Below are 425 nucleotides of genomic sequence, written 5' to 3'. Positions count from 1 at the left end.
CCTCCGGACTGTATGCGCAAACCATGGCCGAACGCGGATTCGTCACGCTGGCGTTCGACCCATCGTATACCGGTGAGAGCGGCGGTCAGCCACGCAACGTCGCTTCGCCGGATATCAATACCGAAGACTTCAGCGCGGCAGTGGATTTCATCAGTTTGTTGCCGGAAGTGAATCGCGAGCGCATCGGCGTCATCGGCATCTGCGGCTGGGGTGGCATGGCGCTGAACGCGGTGGCCGTGGACAAGCGCGTCAAGGCGGTGGTGACCAGCACCATGTACGACATGACGCGGGTCATGTCCAAGGGCTACAACGACAGCGTGACCCTCGAACAGCGCACGCGAACGCTGGAACAACTGGGCCAGCAGCGCTGGAAGGACGCGGAAAGCGGTACCCCCGCCTATCAGCCGCCCTACAACGAACTGAAG

At 62.1% G+C, this 425-nt stretch carries 1 protein-coding gene; it reads left to right on the top strand.

The window, feature by feature from the left end; all coding sequences use genetic code 11:
• Positions 1-425, top strand: a 425-nt coding sequence (locus EEB15_RS33400) for an alpha/beta hydrolase (protein ID WP_141514269.1), incomplete at both ends; no start/stop codon positions are given.

Source organism: Ramlibacter sp. WS9 (assembly GCF_003797765.1).
Taxonomy (GTDB): domain Bacteria; phylum Pseudomonadota; class Gammaproteobacteria; order Burkholderiales; family Burkholderiaceae_C; genus Ramlibacter.
The sequence above is the reverse complement of the archived record's forward strand: the minus strand, read 5'-3'. Positions and strand labels throughout refer to the sequence as shown.